The sequence below is a fragment of the Mesorhizobium sp. ESP6-5 genome (genome assembly GCF_020164695.1).
Classification (GTDB): Bacteria; Pseudomonadota; Alphaproteobacteria; order Rhizobiales; family Rhizobiaceae; genus Mesorhizobium; species Mesorhizobium australicum.
On the sequence record NZ_JAIUGR010000005.1, the window covers coordinates 94,312 to 119,418 of the forward strand.

The 25,107-nt window shown below is 62.6% G+C and carries 26 protein-coding genes; 15 read left to right on the top strand and 11 right to left on the bottom strand.

Going from position 1 to position 25,107, the window contains the following annotated elements:
• Positions 1-435 precede the first annotated feature (435 nt).
• Both LB524_RS09710 and LB524_RS09715 read left to right on the top strand, forming a co-directional pair.
• Positions 436-1,359 (top strand): glycoside hydrolase family 26 protein, encoded by a 924-nt coding sequence (locus LB524_RS09710; protein ID WP_015318491.1) that lies wholly within the window; start codon positions 436-438, stop codon positions 1,357-1,359.
• Between the two features lie 132 nt (positions 1,360-1,491).
• On the top strand, positions 1,492-2,010 hold the full coding sequence (locus LB524_RS09715; protein WP_015318492.1) for a DUF995 domain-containing protein: 519 nt from the start codon (positions 1,492-1,494) through the stop codon (positions 2,008-2,010).
• Positions 2,011-2,153: 143 nt separating this feature from the next.
• Here the strand turns inward: LB524_RS09715 and LB524_RS09720 are convergent, their stop codons facing one another.
• Positions 2,154-2,603, bottom strand: a complete 450-nt coding sequence (locus tag LB524_RS09720) for a DNA polymerase III subunit chi (protein ID WP_140617213.1) — start codon at positions 2,601-2,603, stop codon at positions 2,154-2,156.
• Positions 2,604-2,612: 9 nt separating this feature from the next.
• Positions 2,613-4,160 carry a leucyl aminopeptidase gene (locus LB524_RS09725; RefSeq protein ID WP_140726351.1) on the bottom strand — a complete coding sequence of 516 codons (1,548 nt, stop codon included), beginning with the start codon at positions 4,158-4,160 and terminating at the stop codon, positions 2,613-2,615.
• 364 nt (positions 4,161-4,524) lie between these two features.
• Between LB524_RS09725 and lptF the strand changes: the two genes are divergently transcribed.
• From lptF to rsmA, 6 genes are all read left to right on the top strand, one after another.
• The gene (gene lptF, locus LB524_RS09730) at positions 4,525-5,727 is read left to right on the top strand and encodes an LPS export ABC transporter permease LptF (RefSeq protein WP_224525624.1); all 1,203 of its coding nucleotides are present in this window, start codon (positions 4,525-4,527) and stop codon (positions 5,725-5,727) included.
• Positions 5,724-6,809, top strand: coding sequence for an LPS export ABC transporter permease LptG (lptG, locus tag LB524_RS09735; protein ID WP_181171237.1), 1,086 nt, complete (start codon positions 5,724-5,726; stop codon positions 6,807-6,809). The genes lptF and lptG overlap by 4 nt, the downstream gene beginning before the upstream one ends.
• Complete coding sequence (locus LB524_RS09740; RefSeq protein WP_224525627.1) at positions 6,809-9,253, top strand: LPS-assembly protein LptD; 2,445 nt, start codon at positions 6,809-6,811, stop codon at positions 9,251-9,253. The genes lptG and LB524_RS09740 overlap by 1 nt, the downstream gene beginning before the upstream one ends.
• Before the next feature lie 88 nt (positions 9,254-9,341).
• Positions 9,342-10,274, top strand: coding sequence for a peptidylprolyl isomerase (locus LB524_RS09745; protein WP_224525631.1), 933 nt, complete (start codon positions 9,342-9,344; stop codon positions 10,272-10,274).
• Positions 10,275-10,287: 13 nt separating this feature from the next.
• Positions 10,288-11,304 (top strand): 4-hydroxythreonine-4-phosphate dehydrogenase PdxA, encoded by a 1,017-nt coding sequence (gene pdxA / locus LB524_RS09750; RefSeq protein WP_015318499.1) that lies wholly within the window; start codon positions 10,288-10,290, stop codon positions 11,302-11,304.
• Positions 11,301-12,140: a 16S rRNA (adenine(1518)-N(6)/adenine(1519)-N(6))-dimethyltransferase RsmA gene (gene rsmA, locus LB524_RS09755; protein ID WP_015318500.1), complete on the top strand. Its 840-nt coding sequence runs from the start codon at positions 11,301-11,303 to the stop codon at positions 12,138-12,140. Before pdxA ends, rsmA begins: the two co-directional genes overlap by 4 nt.
• Positions 12,141-12,190: 50 nt before the next feature.
• On the opposite strand, the gene gmk is transcribed toward rsmA, so the two are convergent.
• The 3 genes from gmk to mltG all read right to left on the bottom strand — a co-directional run bounded on the left by gmk (position 12,191) and on the right by mltG (position 15,044).
• Positions 12,191-12,847, bottom strand: coding sequence for a guanylate kinase (gmk, locus tag LB524_RS09760; RefSeq protein ID WP_023773399.1), 657 nt, complete (start codon positions 12,845-12,847; stop codon positions 12,191-12,193).
• Positions 12,848-12,868: 21 nt separating this feature from the next.
• Positions 12,869-13,759, bottom strand: coding sequence for a YicC/YloC family endoribonuclease (locus LB524_RS09765; protein WP_224525633.1), 891 nt, complete (start codon positions 13,757-13,759; stop codon positions 12,869-12,871).
• A 160-nt stretch (positions 13,760-13,919) separates the two neighbouring features.
• Entirely contained in the window at positions 13,920-15,044 is a 1,125-nt protein-coding gene (gene mltG / locus LB524_RS09770) for an endolytic transglycosylase MltG (RefSeq protein WP_224525635.1), read from the bottom strand.
• Here mltG and LB524_RS09775 point away from each other — a divergent pair.
• The gene (locus tag LB524_RS09775) at positions 15,043-15,294 is read left to right on the top strand and encodes a hypothetical protein (RefSeq protein WP_224525637.1); all 252 of its coding nucleotides are present in this window, start codon (positions 15,043-15,045) and stop codon (positions 15,292-15,294) included. The genes mltG and LB524_RS09775 overlap by 2 nt on opposite strands.
• A gap of 8 nt (positions 15,295-15,302) precedes the next feature.
• Here the strand turns inward: LB524_RS09775 and fabF are convergent, their stop codons facing one another.
• The 5 genes from fabF to fabD form a co-directional block, all read right to left on the bottom strand.
• The gene (gene fabF / locus LB524_RS09780; RefSeq protein WP_023773396.1) at positions 15,303-16,565 is read right to left on the bottom strand and encodes a beta-ketoacyl-ACP synthase II; all 1,263 of its coding nucleotides are present in this window, start codon (positions 16,563-16,565) and stop codon (positions 15,303-15,305) included.
• Positions 16,566-16,599: 34 nt separating this feature from the next.
• Complete coding sequence (locus LB524_RS09785; RefSeq protein ID WP_006203723.1) at positions 16,600-16,836, bottom strand: acyl carrier protein; 237 nt, start codon at positions 16,834-16,836, stop codon at positions 16,600-16,602.
• Positions 16,837-17,048: 212 nt separating this feature from the next.
• Positions 17,049-17,786: a 3-oxoacyl-[acyl-carrier-protein] reductase gene (fabG, locus tag LB524_RS09790; RefSeq protein WP_140617222.1), complete on the bottom strand. Its 738-nt coding sequence runs from the start codon at positions 17,784-17,786 to the stop codon at positions 17,049-17,051.
• Positions 17,787-17,820: 34 nt separating this feature from the next.
• Positions 17,821-17,916: a type II toxin-antitoxin system RelE family toxin gene (locus tag LB524_RS29070; RefSeq protein ID WP_411909906.1), complete on the bottom strand. Its 96-nt coding sequence runs from the start codon at positions 17,914-17,916 to the stop codon at positions 17,821-17,823.
• 39 nt (positions 17,917-17,955) lie between these two features.
• Complete coding sequence (fabD, locus tag LB524_RS09795; protein WP_140717941.1) at positions 17,956-18,906, bottom strand: ACP S-malonyltransferase; 951 nt, start codon at positions 18,904-18,906, stop codon at positions 17,956-17,958.
• A 243-nt stretch (positions 18,907-19,149) separates the two neighbouring features.
• On the opposite strand from fabD, the gene LB524_RS09800 reads away from it, so the two are divergent.
• Positions 19,150-21,111, top strand: a complete 1,962-nt coding sequence (locus tag LB524_RS09800; RefSeq protein ID WP_224525639.1) for an LTA synthase family protein — start codon at positions 19,150-19,152, stop codon at positions 21,109-21,111.
• A gap of 52 nt (positions 21,112-21,163) precedes the next feature.
• Here the strand turns inward: LB524_RS09800 and LB524_RS09805 are convergent, their stop codons facing one another.
• Positions 21,164-21,310, bottom strand: coding sequence for a hypothetical protein (locus LB524_RS09805; RefSeq protein ID WP_181171408.1), 147 nt, complete (start codon positions 21,308-21,310; stop codon positions 21,164-21,166).
• Between the two features lie 378 nt (positions 21,311-21,688).
• Here LB524_RS09805 and rpsF point away from each other — a divergent pair, with 378 nt between their 5' ends.
• The 5 genes from rpsF (at position 21,689) to LB524_RS09830 (ending at position 25,107) form a co-directional block, all read left to right on the top strand.
• The gene (rpsF, locus tag LB524_RS09810; protein WP_015318508.1) at positions 21,689-22,177 is read left to right on the top strand and encodes a 30S ribosomal protein S6; all 489 of its coding nucleotides are present in this window, start codon (positions 21,689-21,691) and stop codon (positions 22,175-22,177) included.
• Positions 22,177-22,425, top strand: coding sequence for a 30S ribosomal protein S18 (rpsR, locus tag LB524_RS09815; protein ID WP_006203718.1), 249 nt, complete (start codon positions 22,177-22,179; stop codon positions 22,423-22,425). Before rpsF ends, rpsR begins: the two co-directional genes overlap by 1 nt.
• A gap of 213 nt (positions 22,426-22,638) precedes the next feature.
• Positions 22,639-23,223, top strand: a complete 585-nt coding sequence (gene rplI / locus LB524_RS09820; RefSeq protein ID WP_015318509.1) for a 50S ribosomal protein L9 — start codon at positions 22,639-22,641, stop codon at positions 23,221-23,223.
• Positions 23,224-23,400: 177 nt separating this feature from the next.
• Positions 23,401-24,693 (top strand): SAM-dependent methyltransferase, encoded by a 1,293-nt coding sequence (locus LB524_RS09825; RefSeq protein ID WP_140617226.1) that lies wholly within the window; start codon positions 23,401-23,403, stop codon positions 24,691-24,693.
• Positions 24,694-24,783: 90 nt separating this feature from the next.
• Positions 24,784-25,107, top strand: coding sequence for a YnfA family protein (locus LB524_RS09830; protein WP_015318511.1), 324 nt, complete (start codon positions 24,784-24,786; stop codon positions 25,105-25,107).

Consider the following 25,107-nt stretch of genomic DNA (forward strand, 5'->3'; position numbering starts at 1 on the left):
GCCCGACCAGCGCTGGACAGGCAAGCCGGACGTTTTGCGTTGAGGAATTCACCGAGAGGGGGATGGTCCCCATGTCTGGATGAGGACAAGCAGCGTTAACCACGTTGCGAGCGCCAAGGTTAAGCAACCGTTAATTGTGCTTGACTCTTGGCCCCGACCGGCTCTTAAATTAGCTAGGGATGATATATCGGGATGTTGACGCGAATTTGTGAGTATCGCGGCGAACTTTCTCTCTGAAGCTCTTCAGTATCGGAGCCTTGAGGGATAATTTTGGGTGGGTCCGTGCAAAGTTCGCACACTCGCCAATGGTCGCTCCGAAATCCCGCAGATTACGCCAATAGAGCCAATGGGTGTTGGATGGGCGTGTCGATCAGGCGTCGACGCGCCGGGCGAAGCCTTGGCTTCCGCAGGAAGTCGGGCCTTGGGAGGCAAACAATGAAACGCTCCGCAGCAAATGCGCTTGTAGTCACGCTGGTTTTGGGCGGAAGCGCCGCGTTCCCCACGGCGGGAGGCGCCGGCTCCGTCCCCGTGACGGACCCCGTTCAGACGAGCAGCGCCGCGTCGGCATTCGGCTCGTACGATCCGTATGGCGATTTCACCAATGACAAGACCGCCAGCATCGAGGAACTGTTCCTGCCTTGGGAAGACGTCGATTTATCGACGCTGCCTCTGGCCGATGCTTATGCCCAGCAGCGCGGGCGCTCGCTGTTGATCACGATCGAGCCGTGGACCTGGTCGAAGGACTGGCGCATCACCCCGCCCGAGCTGCGAGACGGCATATTGGGCGGCAGATATGATGCCAATATGCAGGCGATCTGCGGCTTGGTGGGACAGATGAAAAGCCCGGTGACCATTCGCTGGGCGCAAGAAATGGAAGACAAGAACGGTCGCTTCACCTGGGCCAACTGGGCACCGAAGGACTGGATTTCCGCCTACAAGCGCGAAGTCGATATCTGCCGCAAGGCCGCCCCCACGGCCAAATATATGTGGTCGCCCAAAGGCGATGAAGGCTTGGAAAAATACTACCCTGGTGACGACTATGTCGACGTGATCGGCCTGTCGGTGTTCGGCCTGCAGAAAAAGGACAACGACGAGGCCGGTCACGACCGTACGTTCGCCGAGTTGCTGAAGCCAGGCTATGATCGCGTTGCGGGGTTCAACAAGCCGATCGTGGTGGCGGAACTCGGCTATGTCGGCAAGCAGGACTATGTTTCGAAGTGGCAGGACGATTCTCGCAAGTCCTATGCGGAGTTCCCGGCGCTGACTTCAGTTGTCTACTTCAACCAGAAGGAAGTGTGGCCGTGGCTGGGGGGCTATGGTCTGCCCGACTGGAGGGTGACCCAGCACGTCCTGCCGTAGACGCGTCGTCCCGATGCGTCCCGACACGATCGGGATGGATCTCCATCTTTCTGTTTGTTTGCCATCCATGCCGAACCAGCGTTTCGGCATGATGGATGAGGCGTGGCGTGAATCAGTCCGTGGAGTAGTTCCGTGAAACGAGTGCTGGGTAATTGTCTTGGAGCGGCATTCGCCTGCTCCGTTCTTGTTCTTGCCTTACAGGTCCCCGCGACAGCCAAGACAGCGGCCAAAATCGCCGAGCAGGCGCAAAAGGGCGCCGTGGTGCCCGACGAAGGCGTCTACCAGATCTATCAGAACCGTTCGTGGATGTGGGGCAATCACGGGGCCGCGTTCTTTGCCGTCAGGCAGCGGCAATTTAACGCCTGGTCGACGGAAAAGGGCCAGCCGGGCTATGGCGACGGGATATGGTTCATCCCCGGCGGCGGCAAGTTGTGCTACCGCGCGCAATGGCACGGCTCCTGGGGCGTGAAGGGCTCAATGACCTGCTTCGAGCATCGCCAGACCGGCAAGGCGATCTACAAGCGCAAGTCGCCTGATGGCGAGTGGTACGTTTTCAGGAGTTCGCATCGGAACCGGTCGGACGAGTCCGCGAAATTGAAATACGGCGACTACGTCACCAGGAAACAGACACGGATCAAGGCAAGGCTTTAGAACCGTCATCCGCGAAAGCCGCCGGGCTGGAGTTGTTCATCGTTCCAGGCGAACGTCGAACTGCTCTTCGTTCTAGCGCAATTCGCCAGGCAAGGCGCTGCGCGCTTTTCCCGGGATAGGTCCACACTTTCCGTGGAATTGCTCTACGCCTTGCGCTCCCAGCGGCGGTCCGCGGCTTGCTGCCAGTAGGTCACGGCGTGGCCCGCGTCCTTCATCGTCTTCCAATGTGCCCGGGCCATCTCGACCTGGGCCGCGTCATGGCCGTCGAACAGGAACACCGCACGCTCATAGCCGGCAAGGTCGGGTGGCGCCGCGCCGTCTACGAGGAACCTGATCTTGGCTTGGTTGGGGTTGCCGTCGCCGGTGGTCAACAGGATTGGTTGTTCACCGGGATAAGCTTCGCGATCGGTCGCGTGCGCCAGGAAGGAATCGTCGCGGAAAGTCCACAGATGCTGGTCGAGCGCGTCGCGCCGCTCCTCGGTGCCGGTCTGCACCACGGCGCGCCAGCCGCGATCGACGCTGCGCTCGAGCAGGCCCGGCAGCGCATCCTCCAGCGTCGATTCGGTCAGGTGGTAGAACAGCACATCGGCCATGGACGAACGTCAGCTCTCGTAGTGATCACGCACCAGCCGGTCCAGCAGCCGAACGCCGAAACCCGAACCCCAGGACTGGTTGATCTCGTTCAACGGCGAGCCCATCGCGGTCCCGGCAATATCGAGATGCGCCCAGGGCGTGTCCTTGACGAAGCGCTGCAGGAACTGCGCGGCAATGATCGCGCCGCCGTAGCGGCCGCCGATGTTCTTCATGTCGGCGTTCTTGGAATCGATCAGCTTGTCGTATTCAGCGCCGAGCGGCATGCGCCACAGCCGTTCCTGCGTTGACTGTCCGGCCGCGGTCAGCCTTTGCGCCAGTTCGTCGTCGTTGGAGAACAGGCCGGCATAATGCAGGCCGAGCGCAACCATGATGGCGCCGGTCAGCGTTGCCAGGTTGACCATGAATTTCGGCTGGAAGCGGTCGTTGCAGTACCACAGCGCGTCGGCCAGAACGAGGCGCCCCTCCGCGTCGGTGTTGAGCACCTCGATGGTCTGTCCGGACATGGAGGTGACGATGTCGCCGGGGCGCTGGGCATGACCGTCGACCGCGTTTTCGACAAGACCGATGATGCCGACGACATTGGCCTTGGCTTTGCGCGCGGCAAGCGCATGCATCAACCCGGTCACGGCGGCGGCCCCGCCCATGTCGCCCTTCATGTCCTCCATGCCCGAGGCCGGCTTGATCGAATTGCCGCCGGTGTCGAATGTGACACCCTTGCCGACGAAGGCGACGGGCCTGTCCTTCGGCTTGCCGCCGTTCCACTGCATGACCGCCATGCGGGCGCCCCGGGGCGAGCCTTGCGCGACGCCGAGCAGCGAGCCCATGCCGAGCTTCTTCATCTCCTTCTCGGTCAGGATCTCGACGTTGACGCCGAGTGCCTCGAGTTCCTTGGCGCGGGCGGCGAACTCGACAGGTCCCAGCACGTTTGCCGGTTCGTTGACGAGATCGCGTGCCAGAAGCACACCGTCGATCACCGCCTCGGCATCGCTGAATGCTTTCTTGGCGCCTGCGGGGTCGGCGGTATGGATGGTCACCTTGACCGGCTTTTTCGGATCGGGCTTACCGTTCCCTTGGCCGCCCCCCTGGCCGCCCCCTTGGCCGTCGTCCTTATCCTTCCTGGTCTTGTACTTGTCGAAGGAATAGCTGCGCAAAAGAATGCCCGCCGCGAGGTTCGCGGCGTCCTTGCCATCGGGCGAAGCGCCGGCCAGGTCGAGCACCACGGCCACGTCGGTTGCCTTGCGCAGCGATGCCGCAATGGTGCCGCCGAGCTTCAGCCAGGCATATTCGTCGAGCCCCGCGACCTTGCCGGCGCCGATCGCGACCAACCTGTCGAGCGACGTCGTTTCCGGCGCCAGGATTTCAACGATGCCGGCGAGCTTGCCGGTAAACTCGGCGATCGGGAAAGCCCGATCCAGCGTCTTGCCCGGATCGTAAGCCCTGGCCGCATCGCTCAGGCCGCCATTATCCGCCGACAGCACGAAGACCGTGCCCTTCCTGCTCGCCGCCGCCTGGGGCGCGGCGAATTTCGCAAAGGCGATCGACGGTCTCGGGTTCATCATGTCCTGCTTTCGGGGATTGGGCGACTTTGCGCGAAGCGGTTTGAAGTGATCCGCGACATTTGGTCGTTTTCCGGCATTTGGCAAGACTTTGCCAAAATGGCTACCCATATGAGACGTGGAATCGAAGGCGATTCGTCGCGGCACGGCCCCGCTTCATGCCGCAACCTGTTGTTAACCATCGATGTTCGTCCTTTCTTATCCATTGCCGCCGACACTCCGACCCGCTGCGGCACGCGACGTGGGACGGGAACCGGATCGCCTGCCTGATGCAGCCCAACGGAGCCAGTTGTGCGGGCGTCGCCGGACAGCTACCCTTAGCGTGGTGGCATGATGCCGTTCGAGAAAATCGAGTAAAGCCTTCATGAAGGTCATTGAACGCTACATCATGCGGCGCACTTTCGTTGTCTTCATCGCAGCGCTGGTCTGGACGCTGGCCATCGTGTGGACGACGCAGGTGCTGGCCAAGATCAATCTGGTCACGGACAGCGGCCAGTCGGCCTTGACCTTCTTCGAGGTCGCGTCTCTCATTCTCCCTTCCATCGTTCCGATCGTCGTGCCTTTCGCGCTCGTGGTGGCGGTCGCGCAGACACTCAGCGTGATGAATTCGGATTCGGAACTCGCGGTGGTCAATGCATCGGGTGCCTCGCGCTGGACCATCGTGCGGCCGATCATGCTGCTGGCGCTGGCCGCCAGCGTCTTTTCATTCGCCGTGGACAACGGCATCGACCCCTATGCACGACAGAAGAACCGCGCCCTGGTGGCGGAGTCGCGCGCCGACCTTTTGTCGCTGATCATTCAGGAAGGCACCTTCCGCAAGATCGAGGAAGGACTGTTCCTGCAGATTGGCGAGCGGCTTCCCGACAACCGGCTGGGTGGCATCTTCGTCGCCGATTCCCGTGAGGAAGGCGTCAATCTCGTCTATTATGCCAAGACCGGCAGCATCATCGAGCGGGGCGGCGAAAAGGTGCTGATGATGAATGACGGCGTCATCCATCGCAAGACGCTGACAGGCGACCTCAGTGTCATCCGGTTCACGTCCTATGCCTTCGACATGTCGGCCTTCATGTCGGCGGCCAACCAGGTAACGCTCCTGCCAAAAGACCAGACCACGCAGTACCTGCTCAATCCGAGCCCCAACGACAAGAACTACCAGCAAAGTCCGCAGGAGTACCGGGCGGAGGTCGACCAGCGGTTTTCGGAATGGACATACTCCATGGTTTTCGCACTGATCGCGCTCGCGGTCGCGGGAGACGCGCGTTCGCATCGCGAGGCGCGCGTCAATCCGCTGATCACCGCCATCGCGATATCGCTGTTCGTACGCTGGCTGGGGTTCTTCGCCGCAAGCAAGGCCGACGAGGTCCCGCAATATTCCTATGTGGTGTATGGCATACCGATCGCGGCTTCCGCGGTGGCGATCTGGTTCATCGTGTCGAACCGGACCATGGAACTGCCGGTTGCCTGGGCGGACTGGATGACAAACCTGGCCGGCCGCGTCGGTGACGGGTGGAATGCCCTCAAGTCGCGTTTGTCCAGGCGCGACACCTCGGGCCAGGGAGCCGGCTGATGGGCTGGACGCTGGGCCGTTACTTCTTCTTCCGTTACGTGGCGATCACGATCTGGTTCTTCATCGGCCTTCTGGCGCTGGTGTTCCTGATCGATTTCACGGAATTGTCGGGCCGCACCACTGGCCTGCCGGGCTTCACCTATGGGACGGCGATGGCCATTTCAGGCCTTCGAATGCCCATGATCATGCTGCAGACGGTGCCGTTTGTCGGCTTGTTCTCGGCGATGGCGACGCTGGTTTCGCTCAACCGGCGTTACGAACTCGTCATCGCGCGGTCTGCGGGCGTCTCCGCCTGGCAGTTCCTTTTGCCGTGCTGCATCGGCGCATTGCTGTTCGGCGTCGTGTCGGTCGGGATCATCAACCCGCTTGCCGCCCACGCTTTCTCCTTGTCCGAACAGATCGAGACCGAGCTGCGCTCCGGCAAGTCCAATACCGTTTCAGCAGATGCCGCGCCCTGGATTCGCCAGAAAACCAGTTCCGGCGACACGATCATCGGCGCGCGGGCTATCCTCGACCAGGGCCTGGAGATGGCCGACGCCGTGTTTTTCATCCTCGACCAGCAAGGCAACATTGTCGAGCGCAAGGACGCCGCACGGGCCTACCTGCGCGACGGCTATTGGGAATTGCAGGATGTAAAGACGTTCAGGAACGGCACCATCCAGCCCGTCGCGAGCGATCGTGTGCAGACCAATCTGAAGCCGGAATTCGTGCAGGAGCGGCTGGCGCGCCCGGAGACAATTCCCTTCTATGACCTGCCCGGAAAAATCGAGGTTGCCCGTTCCTTCGGCCTCAAGGCAAATGCCTTTGCCATGCAGTTTGATTCGCTGGTGGCGTTGCCGTTCCTGCTCGTCGCCATGACGCTGATTGCGGCAACAGTTTCAATGCGATTTGCGAGGATGGGACAATCGGCAACGATGATTCTGGGTGGCGTCGTTGCCGGGTTTCTGCTTTATGTCGTTTCGGTGCTGGTGAAGGCGTTCGGCGTGGCGGGGTTCGTGCCGACTGCCATAGCCGCCTGGGTGCCGGTCGTGGTAGCTATGTTCTTCGGGGTGACTTTCCTGCTATACAAGGAAGACGGCTAGTGAGGGAGGCGTTTTTGCCCAGCGACAGGCAGGCCCATTTGGCGCGCCTTTATGCGGCGAGCGCCTTGGCGTGCCTGCTTGCCTGCGGCGTCCCGCTGCCGGCCTTCGCGCAGGAGGTCGGCAACTTGGCGACCACCGTTCCATCCGGTTCGCAGATGCTGCTGGCCGCCGACACGCTGGAATACAACAACGACAACCAGACCGTGACCGCCGTCGGCGGCGTGCAGATCGACTACGGCGGCAACCGCCTCGTCGCCCAGAAGGTCGTCTACAACCGCAACACCAAGCGGATGGTTGCAAGCGGCAATGTCGAGATCGTCAACAGCGACGGCACTAAGATCAATTCGCAGCACATCGACATCACCGACGATTTCGCCGACGGTTTCGTCAACGCGCTGCGCGTTGAAACGGTCGACAAGGCCTATTTCGCCGCCGAAAGCGCCGAACGCATGGGCGGCGTGCTGACCACCTTCCACAATGGCGTCTACACCGCTTGCGAACCGTGCGAGGACAAGCCCGACAAGGCGCCGACATGGCGCGTCAAAGCCAGGAAGATCATCTGGAACGGTGAGAAGAAGACGGTTCGCTTCGAGAACGCGAATTTCGAGTTCTTCGGCTTTCCGCTGGCTTACCTGCCGGCGTTCGAGATCGCCGATCCCACCGTGAAGCGCAAGAGTGGCTTCCTGATCCCCAGCATCGGCTACAACAGCCATCTGGGGTATAGCGTCAAGGTTCCCTATTATTTCGCCCTTTCGCCGACATATGATCTGACGGTGACCGGAAGCGGTTACACCAAGCAGGGCTTCCTCGGCGAAGCCGAATGGCGCCAGCGCTTCAACAACGGCGAATACACATTTAAGGTCGCCGGGATCCAGCAGCAGAATCCGGACGCCTTCCTCGACAGCGCCGCGTTCCCCTCGACCGCTGGCCACAATATCGATTCCGGCGCGGTGGGCGATCCGAACAAGTTCCGCGGCATGATGGGCACGCAAGGGCAGTTCGCCATCAACGAACGCTGGAATTTCGGCTGGGACGTGTTGCTGCAGACCGATAAGAATTTCTCGAATACCTACAACATCGCCAAGTACAATTCGTATGTCCATCAGTCCTCGGTCTACCTGACTGGTCTCAACGACCGTAATTATTTCGACGTGCGCGCCATGCATTTCGAGGTCCAGGAAGATACGCCCAACGACAATGCCGCCGCGCGAAGCGGCCAGCAGCCCTGGGTGCTGCCCTCGCTCGACTATGCCTATATCCCCGACACATCGGTCGCCGGCGGCCAGTTGTCGCTCAACGTCAACACGCGCGTCATCCGCCGCGAAGATCTCGACGAGGCTTTCAACACGCCATACGACTCTTCTACGCTTGCGCAGCGCGTGCGCGGTATCGAAGGCGAGTCCGGCCGCCTCACCGCCGAGGCCGAGTGGAAACGGAGCTTCGTCACCGATGACGGGCTGGTATTGACGCCGCTGCTGGCATTCCAGGGCGACGTTGATTACGTCCGCGCTTCATCAGCTTCGCTTGCGGCCGTTCAGGAGATGGCCGCCAACCCTGTGATAAATACTAGCGAAGACATGCGCTCGTCCTTTGCCCGCTACATGGCGACTGCCGGGCTCGAGATGAGCTGGCCGCTGTTGTTCTCGCTGGCCAGCGGCTCGAGCCACGTTGTCGAGCCGATGGCACAGGTGTTCCTGCGTCCGAACGAACAGTATGTCGGCGGCCTCTCCATTCCGAACGAAGACGCGCAGAGCATGGTTTTCGATGCGACCACGCTGTTCGAGCGCGACAAGTTCTCCGGTTATGACCGTATCGAGGGCGGCTCGCGTGCCAATGTCGGGCTGCGCTATTCCGGCTCCTACATCAATGGCTGGGGGACCAATGCCATCTTCGGCCAATCCTATCAGATTGGCGGCGAGAACTCCTTCGCGGCACCCGACCTGGTCAATGTCGGCGCAAATTCAGGCCTTGAGACCACCAAGTCCGACTATGTCGGCCTGTTTGGCATAACCAGCCCCAATGGATTCGCGGCCTCGGTCAGCGGCCGGTTCGACGAACAGAGCTTCGAGATCCGCCGCGCCGAGCTGAAAGCTGCCTATTCCGGCCTGCCGGTGTCGTTGAGCGCCAAGTATGCCTTCATCCAGGCGCAGCCGCTCTACGGTTTCACCACCGACCGTCACGAGGTCACGCTGGGTGCATCCACGCATCTTGCCGAGAACTGGCGCGTATTCGGGACAGGAACCTACGATTTGCAGGAGGGCCTGTTGGTCAAGGACGGGGTGGGCTTCGCCTACAACGATTCCTGCTTCACCTATCTGATGACGTACGCACAGTCGCGTGACCTGAACACCAGGGAAGTGACGCAAAGCATCGGATTCAACCTCTCGTTCCGTACCCTCGGCGACTTCGGCTCGTCGAGCAACGGAGTCGACACCATCCAATAGACGGCGACATCGTTTCGCCGCATAGGGCTGGCACGGATTCGCGCATCCGGAAGGGGACGGAACGGGCGAAGCCGGGAATAGAATTGGGATGCCAAGGATGAGGAAATACCTCTTTTCAGCAGGGTTCGCGTTGCTTGTGGCGGCGACATCCGTGTCAATGACCGTCATGACGCCGCCGGCCTTCGCCAGCGAGATCAAATACGTCGTCAACGACATGCCGATCACCACCGGTGATATCGCCCATCGTGCCGCCTTCCTGAAGCTGCAGCGCAAAAAGGGTGATGCTGGCCAGGAAATGATCGATCAGACGCTGCGGCTCGCCGAGGCCAGGCGGCTTGGTATCCGCATCAGCGATGCACAGGTCGAGGCCGCCTATCAACGCTTTGCCACCAACAACAAGATGCAACTGGGCCAGCTCGACGGCGTCATGGAAAAATCCGGCGTCGGCAAGGACCATTTCAAGGAGTTCATCCGCGCCCAGATGGCCTGGAACCAGGCCCTGAGCGCGCGCTACCGTTCCGGCGAAGGCGGCAGCGTGACCGAACAGGACGCGGTGCGACGCATGCTCGACAAGGGCGGCGCCAAGCCGAGCGCCATGGAATACATGCTGCAGCAGGTCATCTTCGTCGTGCCGGCGGCCGAACGCGGCGCGACGCTGGCCAAGCGCAAGCGCGAGGCCGACGCCATGCGCGCTCGCTTCAACGGCTGCAACACGACGCGCGAGTTCGCCAAGGGCCTGATCGACGTCACGGTTCGTGATCTCGGCCGGGTCCTGGCGCCACAACTGCCGCCAGACTGGGCCGAGCAGATCAAAGCGACCAAGGTCGGCGGCGCCACCGTTACGCGCGAGACCGAGCGCGGCGTCGAATTCATCGGCATCTGTTCGTCGCGCGAAGTGTCCGACGACAAGACCGCCCAGATGGTGTTCCAGAGCGAAGGCTCCAACGACAAGGCCGCCGACGATCTCAGCAAGAAATATGTCGACGAGTTGAAGGCCAAAGCCCGCATCGTCAAGCGCTGACGTGGGTAGCGCGATGACCGCGCTGGCGTTGAGTGTCGGCGACCCATCGGGTATCGGCCCTGAAATAGCCATCGCCGCCTTCCTTGCGCGTGACGCCGTCGGCTTGCCGCCGTTCTATCTGCTGGCCGACCCGGCTGTGGTCGCCGCGCGCGCACACCGCCTTGGCATTTTGCTGCCCGTCCAGGAGGTGACGCCGGTGCAGGCGATCGAGGTCTTTGGCCACGCCTTGCCGATCGTTCCGCTGACGGCGCGCTTCATCGACAGCCCCGGCCGGCCGGACCCGGCCAATGCGGCCGGCACCATCGAAGCGATCGACCGTGCGGTCGCCGCCTGCCTTGCCGGTGAGGCCGCCGCCGTCGTGACCTGCCCGATTGCCAAGAAGCCTCTCTATGATGCGGGCTTCCTTTTTCCCGGCCACACCGAATATCTGGCGCATCTCGCGGCTCGGCACAGCGGCGTCGAGGCGATGCCGGTGATGATGCTGGCAGGCCCCGACCTGCGCACCGTTCCCGTCACCATCCACATCGCCCTGGCCGAGGTGCCGAAGGTCCTGAGCACCGAATTGATCGTCGCGACCGCGCGCATCGCCGCGGCCGACCTTGCCAGCCGCTTCGGCATCGCCAGGCCGCGGCTCGCCATTGCCGGCCTCAATCCGCATGCCGGCGAAGGCGGCTCGATGGGCACGGAAGACGAGCACATCGTGCGCCCGGCGGTCGACATCCTGCGCGCCGAAGGCATCGATGCTTTCGGCCCCCTGCCCGCCGACACGCTGTTCCATGCCCGGGCGCGGGCAGGTTACGACGCGGCACTTTGCATGTATCACGATCAGGCCTTGATCCCGGCCAAGGCGCTGGCCTTCGACGAGGCGGTCAACGTCACGCTGGGCCTGCCCTTCATCCGCACCTCGCCCGACCATGGCACCGCCTTCGACATCGCCGGCAAGGGCATTGCGCGGCCCGACAGCCTGATCGCGGCGCTGAAGCTCGCCAGAAAACTCGCCGACACCGACGCAAGGGCCGCGGCCGCATGAGCATCGATGGGCTGCCGCCGCTGCGCGAAGTCATCGAGCGTCATGGACTGCAGGCGAAAAAGGCGCTTGGGCAGAACTTCCTGCTCGACCTCAATTTGACAGGCAAGATCGCGCGCAGCGCCGGCGACCTGACAAATGCCACGGTGATCGAGGTCGGGCCCGGGCCCGGAGGGCTGACGAGGGCGCTGCTTTCCAACGGCGCCCGCCGGGTCGTTGCCATAGAGCGCGACGAACGCTGCCTGGCAGCGCTTGCCGAAGTCTCGGCTCATTACCCCGGCCGGCTGGAGGTGATTTCGGGCGACGCGCTGAAGACCGACTTCGCCGCCCTCGCCGCGGAGGCGGCTGGAGATAGCGGGCAGGTGCGGATCGTGGCCAATCTGCCCTACAATATCGGCACGGAACTGCTGGTCAGATGGCTGACGGTCACGGACTGGCCGCCCTTCTACGCCTCCATGACATTAATGTTCCAGCGTGAGGTCGCCCAGCGCATCGTCGCAGCGCCCGACAGCGACGCCTATGGCCGGCTGGGTGTGCTCGCCGGCTGGCGCACGCAGGCCAGGATCGCCTTCGACGTGCCGCCTCAGGCCTTCACGCCACCGCCCAAGGTCACCTCTTCGGTGGTGCATCTCGAGCCCCGCGCGACACCCCTGCCCGCCGATGTGAAGAAACTCGCTCGGGTCACGGAAGCCGCCTTCGGCCAACGCCGAAAGATGCTGCGGCAAAGCGTGAAAAGCCTCGGCGGCGAGGCCTTGCTCGAACGAGTGGGGATCGACCCGACACGACGCGCCGAAACGCTTAGCGTCGAGGAGTTCGTGCGGCTGACCAATGCGGTGTAGCTCTCTTCTCGCCGCTCACGCAGGACTATCCGGGAAGAAGGAAAAAGCGGTCAATCCGTCTTCTCGTCCAGCAAGCCCGACACGAAATCGAAAAGACCTGGCCGGCGGTCGCGGCGCAGCCGCTCTGCCACGACGATGCCGCGCACTTCGGCGAAAGCACGGTCTAGATCGTCGTTGACGATGACGAAGTCATATTCCTTCCAGTGCTCGATCTCGTTGCGGGCGTTCTTCAGCCGCGTCTCGATCACCGCTTCCTGATCCTCAGCGCGGCGCTTCAGCCGCGCCTTCAATTCCTTCATCGACGGAGGCAGAATGAAGATCGAGACGATGTCGGCGCGCATCTTCTCCTTGAGCTGCTGGGCGCCCTGCCAGTCGATGTCGAACAGCATGTCGCGCCCCTGCGCCAGCGCCAATTCGGCAGGTTCGCGCGGCGTCGCATAGCAATTGCCATGCACTTCGGCCCATTCGAGCAGCGCGTCGGAATCACGCAGCCGCTCGAATTCGCGCATCGTGCGGAAATGGTAGTGAACGCCCTCGATTTCCGAGCCGCGGCGAGGTCTCGTGGTGACCGAGACCGACAGTTCGAGGCTGGAATCGCTCTCAAGAAGATTGCGCGCGATCGTCGACTTGCCGGCACCCGATGGTGACGACAGGACGAGCATCAACCCCCGGCGGCGGATGCGGGACCCCAAATCCCTGGCAACCATCGGTTCCTTGGCAACCATCGGCTACTCCAGATTCTGGACCTGTTCACGAAACTGGTCGACGACCGCCTTCAGTTCCAGTCCGATCGCGGTGACGGCGGCGGCATTCGACTTCGAACACAGCGTATTCGATTCGCGGTTAAATTCCTGTGCCAGAAAATCGAGCTTGCGGCCAACGGCGCCGCCGCCCTCGAGCAAGGCCCGGCCAGATGCGACATGCGTTTTCAGCCGGTCGATCTCCTCGCGAATATCGGCCTTAGTGGCAAGAAACGCCGCCTCCATGTGCAATCGGCTTGCATCCAGATTGGCGGATGCATCCATCAACAGCCTGACCTGCTCGGCGATGCGTTCGCGGATCACCGCCGTATCGCGCGACGGATCCGCTTCCGCGCGCAGGGTCAGTGTCTCGATGGCGTCGATATGACCGGACAAAAGCAGGGCCAATGCGGCACCTTCGCCCTGCCGGGCCTGTTCCAGGCCGTTCAGCGCCACGTCGAGCGCGGCCATGATGGCGGTGTCGAGCGCGGCCCGCGCCTCGTCGGTTTCGATGGTTTCGGGAACGTCGAGCACACCACGCAGCGACAGCAAACCGTCAGCCGTTGCGGGCGCGACGCCGAACTGTTCCTGCAATCGCTTGGCCAGGCCGGCGAGATCTTTCAAAAACACCTCGTTGACGACTGGTTGCGCCTGCGCGCCGGCTGCACGGCCGATGGTCAACGTCGCCTGGAAGTTGCCGCGCGCGAAACGCTTCTGCAGCGTCTGCCGAAGCACAGGCTCCAACCGCTCGAACCCCTGAGGCAGCCGCAACCGCACCTCGACGCTCTTGCCGTTGACGGATTTGACTTCCCAGGCAATGGAGGTGCCGTCATGCTCGGCGACGGCGCGCGCAAAACCGGTCATGCTCTGCAAATTCATGTCGCCTGCACATCCCTGGCGCCTCACCCCGAAACCGGTTTTCCGGAGGGACGAGTGCGGCTTAACTTAAAATGACCATTCCGCGAATACGTCGAAATTGGACGCCTGGCGTTCCTTCAAATGTCAGGCCGCCGCCTTCCAGGCAACGCTTTTCCTCGCCTTACTGGGCCGCGCCCGCATCACCGCCAGCATCGCCATTGTCGCCATCGGTGCCGCTGTCAATGGCAGGCTTGTCGTCAGCTGGCTTGTCGTCAGCAGGCTTGTCGGCACTGCCGCTGGCACCGGCGGCAGCAGCGGCCTTGGCTGCCTCATCGGCCTGCTTCTTCTGCAGCGCGCGATAGCGGGCGACGTTTTCATTATGCTCGTTCAGCGTCGAAGCAAAGACGTGACCGCCCGTGCCGTCGGCGACAAAATAGAGATCGTCGGTCTTCGACGGGTTGGCCACGGCCTCGAGGGCCGCGCGGCCCGGATTGGCGATGGGCGTCGGCGGCAAGCCGCTGATCACATAGGTGTTGTAAGGCGTCTGCTTCTGGATGTCGGACTGATAGATCGGGCGATCCGCCGGCTTGCCCTTGCCGCCAAACAGACCGTAGATGATGGTCGGATCGGACTGCAGGCGCATGCCCTTGGCCAAGCGGTTCAGGAAGACGGCGGCCACGCGCGAGCGTTCGTCGCCCTTGCCGGTTTCCTTCTCGACGATCGAGGCCAGGGTGACAAAGTCCTCGACGCTGGCTAGGGGCAGATCCGGCGCGCGCCGCTGCCACACCTCATCGACCAGTTTCTTCTGATCGGCGAGCAGCTTGTCGACCATCTGCTGACGCGTTGCGCCACGCGTGAAGCGCAGCGTGTCGGTGGCAAGGCTGCCTTCAGGGGGTGTCTTCGCCGGCATATCGCCGCTCAAAGCCGGTTCGTCGGCGATGCGCTGCAAGGCCTGCTCGACCGTCAGCCCCTCGGGAATAGTCAGCGAATACATCACCGACTTGCCGCTCTTCAGCAGTTCCATGATGTCGCGCATGGATGCCCTGGGCTTGATCTCGTACTCACCGGCCTTGAGCGCGGAATCGTTGCCGAAGGCACGCACCCCGAGGCGGAATACGCGGGCGTCGCTGATCAATCCGCGGCGCTCGAGCTGGTCGGCAATGTCCTGAACGCCGGTGCTGGGCTTGACGAGGAAAGTGTCGCCATTGGCGGATGGGCCGGGTTCGGTAAACTCCTGCTTGCCGAAATAGAGGGCCACGCCCGCCGCCAGAACGATCAGCATCACCGCCGAGATGACGAAGTTCATGAACACGACGACCTGGCTGCGCGAAGCACGCGAGCGTTTCGGCGGCGGTGTTCCGGCTTCCGGCCGCAAGGCTTCGCTGGCCGTTTTCGGCACGATCGGCCCGGTGTTCGCCGGCCTTTGCCCGAATTCTCCGTTGCCCGACGGATTAGTGTTCATGTCGCCCTACCGTTCGATCTCTCAACGAATCCCCTGCGGCAGAGTAGGGGCGAATATGGCAAAATTGACGGCACGCCAAAGCATTGCCCGGTAACCGGACCGTCAGCCATTATACCGCTGGAAGACGAGCGAGGCGTTGGTGCCACCGAAGCCGAAGGAATTGGACAGTGCCACGTCGATCTGGCGGGCGCGTGGCTTGTTCGGCACCAGGTCGATCGCGGTTTCGCGTTCTGGATTGTCGAGGTTGATGGTCGCCGGTGCGATATTGTCGCGGATGGCGAGGATCGAAAAGATCGCTTCGGCCGCGCCTGCCGCTCCCAGCAAATGGCCGATCGACGACTTGGTCGACGACATCGAAATCTTCGACGCCGCATCGCCGACCAGCCGCTCGACGGCGCCGAGTTCGATCGTATCGGCCATGGTCGAGGTGCCGTGCGCATTGATGTAGTCGACATCGGCCGGCGTAAGCTTTGCCCGGTTCAACGCCGCCGTCATGCAACGGAAAGCGCCATCGCCATCTTCAGCCGGTGCGGTGATGTGATAGGCATCGCCGGTCAGGCCGTAGCCGGTCACCTCGGCATAGATCTTGGCGCCGCGCGCCTTGGCATGCTCAAGCTCCTCCAGCACGAGGACGCCGGCGCCCTCGCCCATAACGAAGCCGTCACGGTCGCGGTCATAGGGCCGCGAGGCCGTTTGCGGGGTATCGTTGCGCTCGGTCGACAGCGCCCGGCATGCGGCGAAGCCGGCGAGCGACAGCCGGGTCACCGGCGATTCGGCGCCGCCAGCCAGCATGATGTCGGCATCGCCGAAGATGATCAGCCGGGCGGCGTCGCCAATGGCGTGCGCGCCGGTCGAGCAAGCGGTGACGACAGCGTGGTTGGGGCCTTTCAACCCGTGCCGGATCGAAACCTGGCCCGACACGAGATTGATGATGTTTCCGGGAATGAAGAACGGGCTGATGCGACGCGGGCCGCGTTCCTTGAGGATGATCGCGTTCTCGGCGATGCCCTCAAGACCGCCGATACCGGAGCCGATCAGCACACCGGTGGCGCAACGCTCCTCCTCGGTTGATGGCTGCCAGCCGGAATCCTTCAGCGCTTCATCGGCGGCCGCGATCCCGTACAGGATGAAGTCGCCGATCTTGCGGAGTTCCTTCGGCTCAAGAATGGCTTCGGGATTGAGCGTGCCGTTGGAGCCGTCGCCGCGCGGAATGACGTGGGCGATCTTGCAGGCAAGATCGTCCACCTCGAACTCGGTGACGCGCTTGGCAGCGCTGCGGCCGGTCAGCAGTTCCTTCCAGCCGTGCTCGAAGCCCATACCGAACGGCGAAACCAGGCCAAGGCCCGTGACGACGACACGCCTCATCGCAGGTCCTCCCCGGTGACGACTGCGAAAAGCGTCAGGCCGAAGCCTTGTCGATGTACTTCACCGCATCGCCGACCGTCAGGATGGTCTCGGCCGCGTCATCGGGGATCTCGACGCCGAATTCTTCTTCAAACGCCATGACGAGTTCAACCGTGTCGAGGCTGTCAGCGCCCAGATCATCGATGAAGCTCGCCTGCTCCGTCACTTTGTCGGCATCGACGCCAAGGTGCTCGATGACGATCTTCTTGACGCGCTCTGCGGTGTCACTCATTTGGGGCATCCTCGTCTATTGTTTGTCTGTCTTCGTTAGCGGGCGGAATGCCGCTAATCAAGCTGAAAGATGGTCCTGCCGGAAACGCAACGGCCACGGACCGGTTTTTGCCCGAACCGCCGGGTTGCGGGCCGCATTACACGAAAAATAGCCGAGGTCCAAGCCGAAATGGTGGGTTTTCACAGCCCGTCGGCGTTGCTGTCGGACCTCGCTCAGATCATCGCCATACCGCCATTCACATGTATGGTCTGCCCGGTTACGTAGGCGGCCTCGTTCGAAGCCAGATAAGCAACGGCGGACGCCACTTCGGCACTGGTGCCCATGCGCTTGGTGGGGATCGCCGCCATGATCGCCTCTTTCTGCTTGTCATTGAGCTTGTCGGTCATCGCCGATTCGATGAAGCCCGGCGCGACGCAGTTGACGGTGATGTTGCGGGTGGCGATCTCCTGCGCCAGCGATTTGGACAAGCCGATCATGCCGGCCTTGGAGGCGCAGTAATTCGCCTGGCCGGGATTGCCGGTCACCCCGACCACCGAAGTGATGTTGATGATGCGGCCATGGCGGCGGCGCATCATTGGGTGAGTGAGTTCACGGGTCAGCCGGAAAACGGCGGTGAGATTGACCTCCATCACCGTATCCCAGTCGGCGTCCGACATGCGCACGAACAGGCCGTCCTTGGTGATGCCGGCATTGTTGACCAGGATGTCCACGCCTTCGAGATCGGCCTCCGCCTTCTGGCCGAGTGCCTTGACCTCGTCACGGTTCGACAGGTTGGCCGGGAACAGCTTGACCCGGTCGCCCAATTCGGAGGCCAGCGTCTCCAGTTTCTCAACGCGCGTGCCGTGCAGGCCGACGGTCGCGCCTTGCGCATGCAACACCCTGGCGATCGCCTCGCCGATGCCCCCCGATGCGCCGGTGACAAGCGCCTTGCGGCCGGTCAGTTCGAACATCTCTTGTCCTCTTCTCAAATCGTACGGACGGTTATCAATAGACATCACCCCGATGGCCAATCGTTACCACCAGAATGACCAGACGCTTGTCCTTTACATCGCAGATTACGCGGTAATCCGATATCTCCAAAAACTCGTCAAAGAAGATGTCGGCGGCGAAGAATTCAAGTCACAGCGCAGCCACAGCCGCCTCGACCTCGGCTGCGGAACCCACGGAGGCGGTGGCGATGTCGCGGTTGATGCGACGAGCCAGTCCTGAAAGCACCTTGCCGGCACCGATCTCGTAAAGCGTGGTGACGCCGTTGGCGCCGAACCACTCCACCGTTTCGCGCCAGCGGACGCGACCGGTCACCTGCTCGACCAGCCGCCCGGCGATCCCGTCGGGATCGGTCGACGGCTGCACCGATACGTTGGACACCACGGGAACGATTGGCGCGGTCTTTGTCACGCCGGCAAGTGCCTCGCGCATGACATTGGCGGCCGGCGTCATCAGCGCGGAATGGAAGGGCGCCGAAACCTGCAGCATCAGCGCCCGTTTGGCGCCTTTTTCGGTGCACAGTTTCGCTGCCAGTTCAACCGCCGCCTTCGCCCCTGATATGACCAGTTGGCCGCCGCCATTGTCGTTCGCCACCTGGCAGACGGCCCCCTTGCCGGCCCCAAGAGCGGCCTCAGCACAGGCGGCTTCGACATCGGCCTGCTCCAACCCGATGATCGCCGCCATGGCGCCCTCGCCGGCCGGCACCGCTGCCTGCATGGCGTTGCCGCGGATGCGCAGCAGGCGGGCGGCATCGGCAACGGAAACGAAGCCGGCGGCGGCGAGTGCCGAATATTCGCCCAGCGAATGGCCGGCGACATAAGCGACCTTGTCCTTCAGCGAGAAGCCGCGCGATTCCAGCGCCTTGATGGCGGCAAGCGACACCGCCATCAGCGCCGGCTGCGCGTTGGCCGTCAGCGTCAGCGTCTCTTCGGGACCTTCCCAGATCAGCTTCGACAGGTTTTCGCCGAGCGCGTCATCGACTTCCTGGAAAATCCTGCGTGCCTCGGGAAAGGCATCGGCAAGATCCTTGCCCATGCCGACAGCCTGGCTACCCTGTCCCGGAAAGGTGAATGCAACGGCCATGCGAGGGCTCCCCTGACTGGTTTTGCTTGCCTGATACTACGAATTTTCCCTGCCTGTGACGCAAGGCAGGCCGCCAAGTCAAGCCACTTCAGCCCATGCCAATGGGCCTATCCCCGCGCGAGTGCCTGTTCCGAAAGGCTTTTTGGCGATCACACCTGATGAAAACCGCTCACGAATCGTTCGCTGGCTCTTCTTATTTCCGCCACAGGCGCTAGCTTTGCGTGACAATTATATGACAATCGAATGACGTGGGTTGTCTTTGGGCGGGAAGTTGAAGTGGCAAAGAGTTTCAAACGTGCCGGCAACGCGGCGCCGCAGTTCCTGGAAGACGATCCGTCCACCGGCTATCTGCCGGGCCGTAGATGGCCTGTTGTCCGCTACGGGCTGATCAGCCTGGCGATCTCGGCCGTCTTGGTGTTCGCCATCGAACTGATCGTGCGCGGTGATGTCGCCGGCACCGTTTCCTTCTTCCTGCAGCCGTTCAAGCCGGGCTGGACAACCATCGTCGTCTTCGCGCTGGTCCTGATCGGTCTCGACGCGGTGCTCGGCCGCAGCCATCAGAGCCTGATGATCGTCGCGCCGCTGACCTTGTCGCTGGCCTTTGTCGGCCACCAGAAGTCGCATTATCTCGGCGATCCGCTCTACCCGACGGATTTCCTCTACGCCCGCCAGATCTTCGCCCTGCTGCCGCTCTTGGTGCGCGAGCGGCCAATGACAGCGCTGGCCATGGTCGCGGGCATCGTCGCCGGCCTGTCCCTGCTCGTCTACGGCTGGCGGCTATGGCGCCGCAAGGTTCCGGCCCTCAGCCGCAAGGGCCGCCTTGCCCGGCTGACGCTGGCGGTGCCGCTGCTCGCCTTCTTCGTCTCGATCATGGATTACGCCACCTTCTCGTGGACCAGGGACCGGCTGCAGATCATCCCGATCATGTGGGACCAGAAGGAAAACTACGCCTCCAACGGCTTCGCGCTCGCCTTCGCGCTCAACGTGCCGATGGCGCATGTCTCGGCACCGCCGGGCTATTCCGACAAGGCGATCGCGGCGATCGAGCGGCCCGAGGTGACCGCCTCGGTGCCGGCCCAGAAGCCGGACATCATCATCGTCATGAGCGAATCCTTCTGGGATCCAACCAAGCTGCCCGGAGTCACCATCACTCCCGATCCGATGCCCAATGTGCGGGCGCTCCGCTCGGGCTCGATGTTCTCGCCCGAATTCGGCGGCATGACCGCCAACATCGAGTTCGAAGCGCTGACCGGCTTTTCCAATGCTTTCCTGCCGGCCGGCAGCATCCCCTACCAGCAATATGTCCGGACCCCGACGCCGTCGATGGCGACCTTCCTGAAGAGCGAAGGCTATAGGGCACGCGCCATCCATCCAGGCACGAACTGGTTCTGGAACCGCGGCGCGGTCTATGCCGATTTCGGTTTCAACGACTTCAAATCGGAAGAGACGCTGCCGCCCATGGAAAAGCGCGGACCGCTGGCATCCGACGCGGCGATGACCGACGAGATTATTCGCGAAGCGGACGCCAGCGAGGACCCGGTGTTCTTCTTCGCCGTCAGTCTGCAGAACCACGGCCCCTATGAACCGAACCGTTATTCGAATCCGACCCATTCGGTGCAAGCGCCGATCAGCCAGTGGGCGCGCGACTCGCTGCTCTCCTACGCCGAAGGTTCAGCCGACGCGGACCGCGGCCTTGAACGGCTGATCGAATGGGCCAAGAGGCGCGAGCGGCCCACGATTGTCGCCTTTTTCGGTGACCACCTGCCGCCGCTCGGACCGGTCTATGTCGAGACCGGCTTCCTGAAGGACAACGTCGCGCCGCGCAAGGAACCGACGCCGGAAGCCGCCCTCGAACATCACGCGACACCGCTGATCATCTGGTCGAACCGCTCCGGCCCGGTCGAGAATCTGGGCACGGTCAGCCCCGCGTTCCTGCCCTATCATATCCTCACCGCCGCCGGCATCACCCACCCTTACTACACCGGTTTCCTGGGCGAGATGCGGGAGCGCTATCGCGTCGTCGACCGCAACCTGCTGCTCACGCCGGCCGGGGCGGCCACGCCAGACTGGTCGCGTCAGAAAGAGATTGACCCGGCGATCCGCGACTTCCGGCTGATCCAGTACGACATGATGTTCGGCAAGCGCCATGCCGCGCCCGACTTCTTCCCCGAAACGGTCGACAAGATCGTCGCCCATACGAGTTGAGCCGATCGGCGGGCGCTTAATTTCCCCTGCCGCCCGCCTTCGGAGCAGCCGCTCAGTTCGTCAATTGCAGCTTCGAAAATTTGTTGGCGATCTGCAGAAACACGTTCGGCAGCTTGGCCGGATCATTGATGGCATAATAGTCGCTGGGATTCGAGGCGGAGGCGCTGTAATGGGTGCGGTTGGCGACCGTTGACGGCATGGCTCAACCCTGTGCGACCTGACATTGCGGTTAAGGGCCGGTTGCCGGGAAAATCGCCGGCCTTGCCGGGCGCTGCCACGTGGGTTCCTGCGGCCTGCGACATCAGGGATGCCGCTTGGCCTTGCTTTATCAGCGGATTGCTTTATAGACGCCGCCAATCTGCCGGTCCCAGCTGGGGGCTGAACGGAGGGCCGGAGGTTTTTTCGAGAACCTTCGTGTGAAGCCAGAAGCGTTTCCGCCTCCCGTGTCTCCGCTCTCGACCGTCTCGTCATGCTCCTTTCTTCCCCGCGCCTTTCGAGGCACATGCGGGTCAGAGAAGTTGCAGAGGCTTTTGCCGCCGGGAACCGGGAGAGAAACGAAGAAAGGCACCAAGACATAATGGCTCTTTACGAACATGTGTTTCTTGCCCGGCAGGACCTCTCGCAGCAGCAGGTCGATGCGCTTGTCGAACAGTACAAGGGCGTCATCTCAGCGAATGGCGGGTCTGTCGGCCGGGTCGAGAACTGGGGACTGAAGTCCCTCACCTACCGGGTCAACAAGAACCGGAAGGCATACTACACGCTGATGGACCTCACCTGCCCGCCGGCAGCGCTCAACGAGATGGAGCGCCAGATGGGTCTGTCCGAGGACGTGCTGCGCTTCCTGACCATCAAGGTCGAGGCGCATGAGGAAGGCCCTTCGGCCATGATGCAGAAGCGCGAAGAGCGCTCCGAGCGCGGTGGCTTCGGCGATCGCGACCGTGGCGATCGGCCGGCCCGCAGCTTCGGCGACCGCGGCGATCGTGGCCCGCGTTCGTTCGGCGATCGCGAAGGCGGCGACCGTGGTCCGCGCCGTCCGCGCGAAGGTTTTGAAGGGGGTGCAGAATAATGGTCGACATCAACCAGATCCCGACCCGGCGCCCTTTCCATCGCCGCCGCAAGACCTGCCCGTTCTCCGGCGCCAACGCCCCGAAGATCGACTACAAGGACGTGCGTCTCTTGCAGCGCTACATTTCCGAGCGCGGCAAGATCGTGCCGTCGCGCATCACCGCCGTCAGCCAGAAGAAGCAGCGCGAGCTCGCCAAGGCGATCAAGCGCGCCCGTTTCCTCGGCCTGCTGCCCTACGTGGTTCGCTAATTCTTCCGAACGGGCGGTTCGCCGCCCGTTCCTGTCACCGGCCATGACGGGCATGACCGGTTAGCGTCAAATCCCGAGTTGAGGTCAAAACCTCTAACTGCCGCGACAGGCAGGACAGCGACACCGGCGGCAACGCCCTTTTGCTTCCTGACCTGTTCCAAAGAATTCGGCGTCGGCCTTGTGGACGGACGCCCAACCAAAAGGAACATAATCATGGACGTCATCCTTCTCGAACGCGTCTCCCGCCTCGGCCAGATGGGTGATACCGTCAAGGTCAAGGACGGTTTTGCCCGCAACTTCCTGCTGCCGCAGGGCAAGGCGTTGCGCGCCAACGAAGCCAATAAGAAGAAGTTCGAAGGCCAGCGCGCCCAGCTCGAAGCCCGCAACCTCGAGCGCAAGTCGGAAGCCGCAGAGGTTGCCGAAAAGCTGGACGGCAAGAGCTTCATCGCCGTTCGCTCGGCCGGTGAGACCGGTCAGCTCTACGGTTCGGTGTCGACGCGCGATATCGCCGACCTGCTGACCGCGGAAGGCTTCACGGTCAACCGCAACCAGATCCAGCTCAACCAGCCAATCAAGACCATCGGCGTCACCAATGTGGCGATCGCGCTGCATCCGGAAGTCGAAGTCACCATCACGCTCAACATCGCCCGCACGGCTGACGAAGCCGAGCGCCAGGCCAAGGGCGAGACGCTGACCACCGCCGAAGCCATTTATGGCGACGACATCAACGACAATGCGCGGCCGGAAAACTTCTTCGATCCGAATGCCGAGTTCGAAGGCGGCGAAGAAAACGCCTGATCACATACGCTCCGAGCGCCGGACCGGCGCTCCGATCGTGCTGTCGATTTCCAGTCATTTCTGGACCAATGCCCGGGCCTCTCGCCCGGGCATTTTTGTGCCAAAAGGAACTTTTCGAAACCCTATATATTGATGCAGAGTAGGACAGCCTGTCTGACCGTGAGGGGACACCGGACCATGAATATTCTGTTGAAGCGCGTTCTCGACCGCCTGGTGCGCACGGGCAGCCTCAAGGTAACCGGGCCGAAGGGCACGACGTTCATCTTCGGCGACGGCAGCGGCGAGCCGGTGCACATGCACATCAAGACCAGGCATGCCGAGCGCGCCATCACCTTCGATCCGATGCTGGCGGTGCCTGAATCCTACATGGACGGCGAGCTGGACATTCTCGAAGGCGGCGTTCTCGGACTGATGCGCATTGCCTTCCAGAACATGGGCAGCGGCGGCATCGACGCGACGTGGTCGAAAGCCATCGAGGGCCTGCGCCACGCCTTCCGCCGCCTGCAGCAGATCAACACCACCTCGCGCTCGCGCCGCAACGTGCAGCGCCACTACGATCTGTCGGGCGAGCTTTACCGGCTCTTCCTCGATGAGGACATGCAGTATTCCTGTGCCTATTTCGAGCAGCCGGACATGACGCTCGACGAGGCGCAGGCCGCCAAGAAACGTCACATCGCCGCCAAGCTCAGGCTGAAGGCCGGCCAGACAGTGCTCGACATCGGCTCCGGCTGGGGCGGGCTCGGCCTCTATCTGGCCAAGGCCTTCGATGTCGACGTGCAAGGCGTGACGCTGTCGACGGAACAGCATGGCGTCGCCACCGACCGGGCTCATGCGCAAGGGCTGGAAAACCACGTCCATTTCGAACTGAAGGACTATCGCGAGCTCAACGAACGCTTCGACCGCATTGTCTCGGTCGGCATGTTCGAGCATGTCGGGGTCAACCATTACCGCACCTTCTTCGACAAGGCGGCAACATTGCTGAAGCCTGATGGCGTCATGCTTTTGCACACGATCGGCCGCTCCGGCGTGCCGTGGGCGACCAGCGCCTTCATCCGCAAGTATATTTTCCCGGGCGGCTACATCCCGGCAATGTCCGAGGTGCTGCCGGCGATCGAGAAGTCCGGCCTCGTGGTCACCGACGTCGAAATCCTGCGGCTCCATTATGCCGACACGCTGAAGCATTGGGGCCAGCGCTTCGCAGCCAACCGCGACAAGGCAAAGGCGATCTATGACGAACGCTTCTGCCGCATGTGGGAGTTCTATCTGGCCGCCTCGGAAGCTGCCTTCCGTTGGCAGGACTTGGTGATTTTCCAGTTCCAGATCGCCAAGAAGAACGACACGCTGCCGATGACGCGCGACTATATGGCCAAATGCGAGAAGGCGCTGGAGTTGCGCGACATGGGCCGCCGCGAGGCGGCTCCTGTCGAGAAGTCCGCCAAGCCCGCCCGCCGACGCAAGGTGGCGGAATAGGGACAGCGCTGACGGGACGCATTATTGGCGCTTGCCATTATAGGCTCCTGCCCCGAAAAAGGCCTCGTGATCGTCGCGAGGCCTTTTTTCATGACCTATCTCCTCTACACAGCCGCGGCGCTTGCCGAGATCGCCGGCTGCTTTTCGGTGTGGGCGTGGTGGCGGCTGGAGAAATCGCCGCTCTGGCTGCTGCCTGGCTTTGCCTCTCTGATTGTGTTCGCCTGGCTTCTGGCGTTGGTCGACACCAATGCAGCCGGCCGCGCCTATGCCGCGTATGGCGGTATCTACATCGCTGCCTCGCTCGCCTGGTTGTGGCTGGCCGATGGCGTGCGGCCCGATCGCTGGGACCTTGCCGGCGCGGCGCTCTGCATGGCCGGCGCCTCGATTATCCTGCTTGCACCCAGGGGGGCATAG